Here is a 4,786-nt window from a genome sequence, read left to right as displayed (position 1 = left end):
ACGGAAAATGGGCCGGCTATGATCGTCCGGTGTCGCTGCCTGTGACCTTCACGGTGTCTTCGCCCGGCCAACCTGCGACGATTGACGCTCATGTCTTCCTCGGCATCTGCGAGACGATCTGCATTCCGGTGCAGACCCGGCTCAGCGTCGACCCCGGCTCCGATCCCGACAATGCGACCGACGCCGTGCTGGTAAAAACCGCGCTTGCGACGCTGCCTTCCCCGGCCCGGTCCGATTTCGGCATCAACGTGCTGCCCGGCGACCACGAAACCCTTGTCGTCCAGGCGCAGTCGCCCGGGGATCCGGAATCGGTCGACTTCTTCATCGCCGGCGAGCGCGACTACATGTTCGGCGCGCCGGTGCGCAGCCAGAAGGACGGCAAGCTCGTCTTCACCGTGCCGATCCTCGACCGGCCGTCGGCGACGCCGAGCGATGGCGGGCTGTATTACACGCTGACCAGCGCCGAGGGTTCGGTCGACGGGTTGCTGCCTTTCCCTTGATCCAGCATTAGCGCAACGGTTGCGGGAAACTGTCCGGTCCGATATCGAAAGCATCAATCTTCCCCATCTCGCAAGCGAGGAACCCATGACCATTTCGGTTGGCGAAAAACTGCCCGCATCGAACTTCAAGGTGATGACCGCCGACGGCGCCAAGCCGATCACCGGCGACGAGATCTTCGCCGGCAAGAAGGTGGTGCTGTTCGGCGTCCCCGGCGCCTTCACGCCGACCTGCAGCAACAACCACCTGCCCGGCTATCTCGAGAACCATGACGCCATCCTCGCGCGCGGCGTCGACACGATCGCCGTGGTTTCGGTCAACGACGTCCACGTCATGGGCGCCTGGGCGCACTTCACCGGCGGGGAAGGCAAGATCCTCTACCTCGCCGACGGCAGCGGCGATTTCGCCAAGTCGGTCGGCCTCGACAACGATCTTTCCGCGGCCGGCATGGGCCTGCGCTCGAAGCGCTTCTCGATGATCGTCGACGACGGCAAGGTCACCGCGCTCAATGTCGAAACCAAGCCGGGCGTCGACGAGAGCGGCGCGGCTCATATCCTCGGGCAGCTCTAATGCTCGACATCGCCTGGCGCGCGGTCGCGATCGGCATCGGCGCCACGGTGTTCATGGATATCTGGGCGATCATCCTCAACAAGGCGGTCGGCCAGCCCTTGCCCAATTGGGGCATGGTCGGACGCTGGGTCCGGCATCTGCCCGAAAAGGTCTTTCACGACGATATCGGCAAGGCCGCGCCCTATGCGCATGAAAAGGCGCTAGGCTGGGTCTTCCACTACCTCGTCGGCATGCTCTACGGCGTAATCCTGGTCGTGCTCGCCGGCGCGGGCTGGCTGGCCGCGCCGACCTTCCTGCCCGCCTTCATCCTCGGCATCGTCACGGTCGGCGCCGGATGGTTCCTGCTGGCGCCGGGCATGGGCGCCGGTTGGGCGGCATCAAAACTTCCCAATCCGACGAAGGTGCGCGCGCTGAACCTCGTGGCGCATACGGTGTTCGCGCTCGGCATGTTCTCGACGGCGCTTCTGATCCGTTAGCTGTAGAAGTCTCGCGTCAGTAGCTCTGCGTAGAGCGCCGGGGTGCGCGTTTGCCGGTTGGAGCGGCTTTCTGTGGCGCTGCCGCAACCGGCGCAGGCCGTGCCAGCTTCGGCTTGAACGGCGCCATGCCTTGCCGGGCCAGTTCGTCGGCGCGTTCGTTCTCCGGGTGGCCGGCATGGCCCTTCACCCAGTTCCAGGTGACCTTGTGGCGCCGGTTGGCCTCGTCGAGCGCCTGCCAGAGCTCGCCATTCTTGACCGGCTTCCTCTCGCCGGTCTTCCAGCCGTTCTTCTTCCAGCCATGGATCCACTTGGAGATGCCGTCCATGACGTATTTGCTGTCGGTGTAGAGGTCGACCGTGCAAGGTTCCTTCAGCGCATTGAGCGCGGTGATGGCGGCCAGCAACTCCATGCGGTTGTTGGTGGTCTCGGCCTCGCCACCGGACAGTTCCTTGGTGACGCCGTTGTAGCGCAGTACGGCGCCCCAGCCGCCCGGCCCGGGATTGCCCGAGCAGGCGCCGTCGGTGAAGATCTCGATCTTTTTGTTCATGTCAGCCCGTATTCGGATGGCGACCTGATCGCGCGGTGGAAGCGCATGCGGCGGATATATTCGGTCGGGTCGCGCTTCATCACCAGTCCGCCATCCGGGATGGTCAGCCAGTCATAGAGGCGGGTCAGCATGAAGCGCAGCGCCGAGCCGCGCGCCAAGATCGGCATAGCCGCCTTCTCGTCGTTTCCAAGCGGCCGCACCGACTGGTAGCCGGCGAGCAGCGCTGTCCCCTTGGTCAGGTTGAAGGAAAAATCCTTCTCGAAGCACCAGGCGTTGAGGCAGGTGGCGACATCGTAGGCGTAGAGATCGTCGCAGGCGAAATAGAAGTCGATCAGCCCGGACAGCTTCTCGCCGAGGAAGAAGACATTGTCCGGGAACAGGTCGGCGTGGATGATGCCTTGCGGCAGGTCGTTCGGCCAGTTGCGTTCGAAATCGGCGAAGTCGGCATCGACTTCGGCGGCGAGGCCCGGCTCGACCTCGTCGGCCCGCTCGCGCGAGGCCGCCCAGAGCTTGCGCCAGCCATCGATCGCCAGCGCGTTCGGCCTTCTCATCTGGAAATCCTGGCCGGCAATATGGAGGCTGGCGAGCGCCTTGCCCACTTCCGCGCAATGCGCGGCGGTCGGGCGCCTGAGCGACAGGCCTTCGAGGAAGGTGATGATGACGGCCGGACGGCCGGCGAGCGTGCCGATGACGGTGCCGTCATGCGCCGTGACCGGCAGCGGGCAGGAAATGCCCTTCCTGGCGAGATGGCCCATCAGGCCGAGGAAGAACGGCAGATCGGCCTTGTCGACGCGCTTCTCGTAAAGCGTCAGGATGTAGGAGCCGGTGGAGGCGTGGACCAGGAAATTGGAATTCTCGGTGCCCTCGGCGATGCCCTTGTAGGAGAGCAGTTCCCCCACCGGATAGGCTTTGAGGAATGCGGTCAATTCGCCTTCGCTGACGTCGGTGTAGACGGCCATCCGGTTTCACGCCGCTCCATTGACGAAGGCCATGTCGGCCGCCGTCAGTTCGACATCGCGCAGTACCCGCATCACCGGAAAATCCTCCGTTTCCGTGGCCGTTATCGCCAGGTCGATGGTGACGTCGAAACGCTGCCGGAACGCATCGATGATCTCGTCGACGATGATCTCCGGCGCCGAGGCGCCGGCCGACAGGCCAAGCGTCCTGATCCCGGCGATCTCATCCCACGGAATTTCGGCGGCGCGCTGCACGAGAAGCGACATGGTGGCGCCGGCGCGCTCCGCCACTTCGACAAGACGACGCGAATTGGACGAGTTGGGCGCGCCGACAATGAGGAACAGATCGGCACCGGCGGCCGTCTCCTTCACCGCTTCCTGGCGGTTGGTGGTGGCATAGCAGATCGATTCGGCCGCGGCCGCGTGCAGTTCGGGAAACCGCTCCTGCAGAGCCCGGATGATGCCGGCGGTGTCCTCGACCGACAAGGTCGTCTGGGTGACGAAGCCCAGCGCCGAGGCGTCGACGGGCACAAAGCGCGCGGCGTCGGCCTCGGTCTCGATCAGCGTCACGGCGCCTTCCGGCAACTGGCCCATCGTGCCAATCACCTCCGGATGCCCGGCGTGGCCGATCAGAAGCACATGGCGGCCAAGCCGCTGGTGGCGCATCGCCTGCTTGTGCACCTTGGAGACGAGCGGACAGGTGGCGTCGAGGTAGAAGAGGTTGCGCGCCTCGGCATCCGCCGGCACCGATTTCGGCACGCCATGCGCGGAAAAGACCACGGGCGACTGGCGATGCTCCGGCGGAATCTCGGACAGTTCCTCGATGAAGACGGCGCCGAGGCTCTGCAGCCCTTCGACGACGTAGCGGTTGTGCACGATCTCGTGGCGGACATAAACCGGCGCGCCGTATTTCTTCAGCGCCAGCACCACGATCTGGATGGCGCGGTCGACACCGGCGCAGAAGCCGCGCGGCTGGCAGAGCCTGATCGTCAGCGGTGGCTTTTTCTCAATCATCAAATTCAGGCCGGTTCAGTCGGAAAGCTGGAGGGAAATGAGGTGCGCACCCCTGCCCTGTCAAGAGCGGCCGTTTCACGCTTCTTTCGCCGGGCGGCGCAGACTCAGGATCAGGACGGCGGCGAGAGCGGCGGCCAAGCCATACCAGGTGACCGCGTATTGCAGGTGGTTGTTCGGCAGGTCGATGATGGTGACGCCACCGACCGGCAGGCCGCCGGGATTCGGCGTCTTGTCGGCATCGATGAAGAACGGAACCAGCACGAACCCGGCCGGCAGGCCGGCGGTCGCCGCCATGACATCGCGGTCCTTCCAGTAGAAGATGTTCTTGGCGACATCATTGTCAGGAAGCATCATCGACGGTTTTGCGGGAAGCGGATTGCGCGCAAGCCCGGTCACCGTCACCTTGCCGGCGACCTCGCCCTGTCGGCGCTTGGCCGGATCCTTGAGGTCGTAGGGAACGAAGCCGCGGTTGACGAGCACGAAGCGGCCGTCCTCGAGTTGCAGGGGCGTGTAGACGTTGAAGCCGCTTTCGCCTTCCCAGGTGGAAAAGAAATGCCGCTCGCCCTGGTGCAGGAAGGTGCCCGTCACCGTCACCGGGGTGTAATCGACATCACGGGAGGCGGCGAATTGCTGCTCGACGTCGGCCAGCGGCAACGGCGCGGAATGCGTGCGCTTGTCAATGGTGGCGAGCAGGTCTTCCTTCCAGTGCAGGCGCTGGACCTGCC

At 64.7% G+C, this 4,786-nt stretch carries 6 protein-coding genes and 1 pseudogene; 3 read left to right on the top strand and 4 right to left on the bottom strand.

The genetic code is table 11. The features are described 5' to 3' along the window. The 3 genes and pseudogenes from EOA27_RS22515 to EOA27_RS22505 form a co-directional block, all read left to right on the top strand. A pseudogene (locus EOA27_RS22515) lies at nucleotides 1-500 on the top strand (protein-disulfide reductase DsbD domain-containing protein); the annotation flags it as partial. 85 nt (nucleotides 501-585) lie between these two features. Beyond that, nucleotides 586-1,068, top strand: a complete 483-nt coding sequence (locus EOA27_RS22510; protein ID WP_127252552.1) for a peroxiredoxin — start codon at nucleotides 586-588, stop codon at nucleotides 1,066-1,068. Continuing rightward, the gene (locus EOA27_RS22505) at nucleotides 1,068-1,544 is read left to right on the top strand and encodes a DUF2938 domain-containing protein (RefSeq protein ID WP_126078553.1); all 477 of its coding nucleotides are present in this window, start codon (nucleotides 1,068-1,070) and stop codon (nucleotides 1,542-1,544) included. The genes EOA27_RS22510 and EOA27_RS22505 overlap by 1 nt, the downstream gene beginning before the upstream one ends. A gap of 16 nt (nucleotides 1,545-1,560) precedes the next feature. On the opposite strand, the gene rnhA is transcribed toward EOA27_RS22505, so the two are convergent. The 4 genes from rnhA to EOA27_RS22485 all read right to left on the bottom strand — a co-directional run. Continuing rightward, nucleotides 1,561-2,091, bottom strand: coding sequence for a ribonuclease HI (gene rnhA / locus EOA27_RS22500; RefSeq protein WP_126078554.1), 531 nt, complete (start codon nucleotides 2,089-2,091; stop codon nucleotides 1,561-1,563). Then, nucleotides 2,088-3,050 carry a homoserine kinase gene (locus tag EOA27_RS22495; RefSeq protein WP_126078555.1) on the bottom strand — a complete coding sequence of 321 codons (963 nt, stop codon included), beginning with the start codon at nucleotides 3,048-3,050 and terminating at the stop codon, nucleotides 2,088-2,090. The genes rnhA and EOA27_RS22495 overlap by 4 nt, the downstream gene beginning before the upstream one ends. Before the next feature lie 6 nt (nucleotides 3,051-3,056). Beyond that, on the bottom strand, nucleotides 3,057-4,061 hold the full coding sequence (gene ispH / locus EOA27_RS22490) for a 4-hydroxy-3-methylbut-2-enyl diphosphate reductase (RefSeq protein WP_042641772.1): 1,005 nt from the start codon (nucleotides 4,059-4,061) through the stop codon (nucleotides 3,057-3,059). Nucleotides 4,062-4,136: 75 nt separating this feature from the next. Further along, a partial coding sequence (locus tag EOA27_RS22485; protein WP_145970473.1) for an SURF1 family protein occupies nucleotides 4,137-4,786 on the bottom strand: 650 nt, incomplete at its 5' end.

This window comes from Mesorhizobium sp. M2A.F.Ca.ET.037.01.1.1, assembly GCF_003998075.1.
GTDB lineage: Bacteria > Pseudomonadota > Alphaproteobacteria > Rhizobiales > Rhizobiaceae > Mesorhizobium.
Note: the sequence above shows the minus strand (reverse complement) of the source record. Positions and strands in the feature narration are given on the sequence as shown.

Coding starts and splice junctions, on each gene's coding strand:
- EOA27_RS22510 (WP_127252552.1), top strand. CDS start 586: ATGACCATTTCGGTTGGCGAAAAACTGCCCGCATCGAACTTCAAGGTG.
- EOA27_RS22505 (WP_126078553.1), top strand. CDS start 1,068: ATGCTCGACATCGCCTGGCGCGCGGTCGCGATCGGCATCGGCGCCACG.
- rnhA (WP_126078554.1), bottom strand. CDS start 2,091: ATGAACAAAAAGATCGAGATCTTCACCGACGGCGCCTGCTCGGGCAAT.
- EOA27_RS22495 (WP_126078555.1), bottom strand. CDS start 3,050: ATGGCCGTCTACACCGACGTCAGCGAAGGCGAATTGACCGCATTCCTC.
- ispH (WP_042641772.1), bottom strand. CDS start 4,061: ATGATTGAGAAAAAGCCACCGCTGACGATCAGGCTCTGCCAGCCGCGC.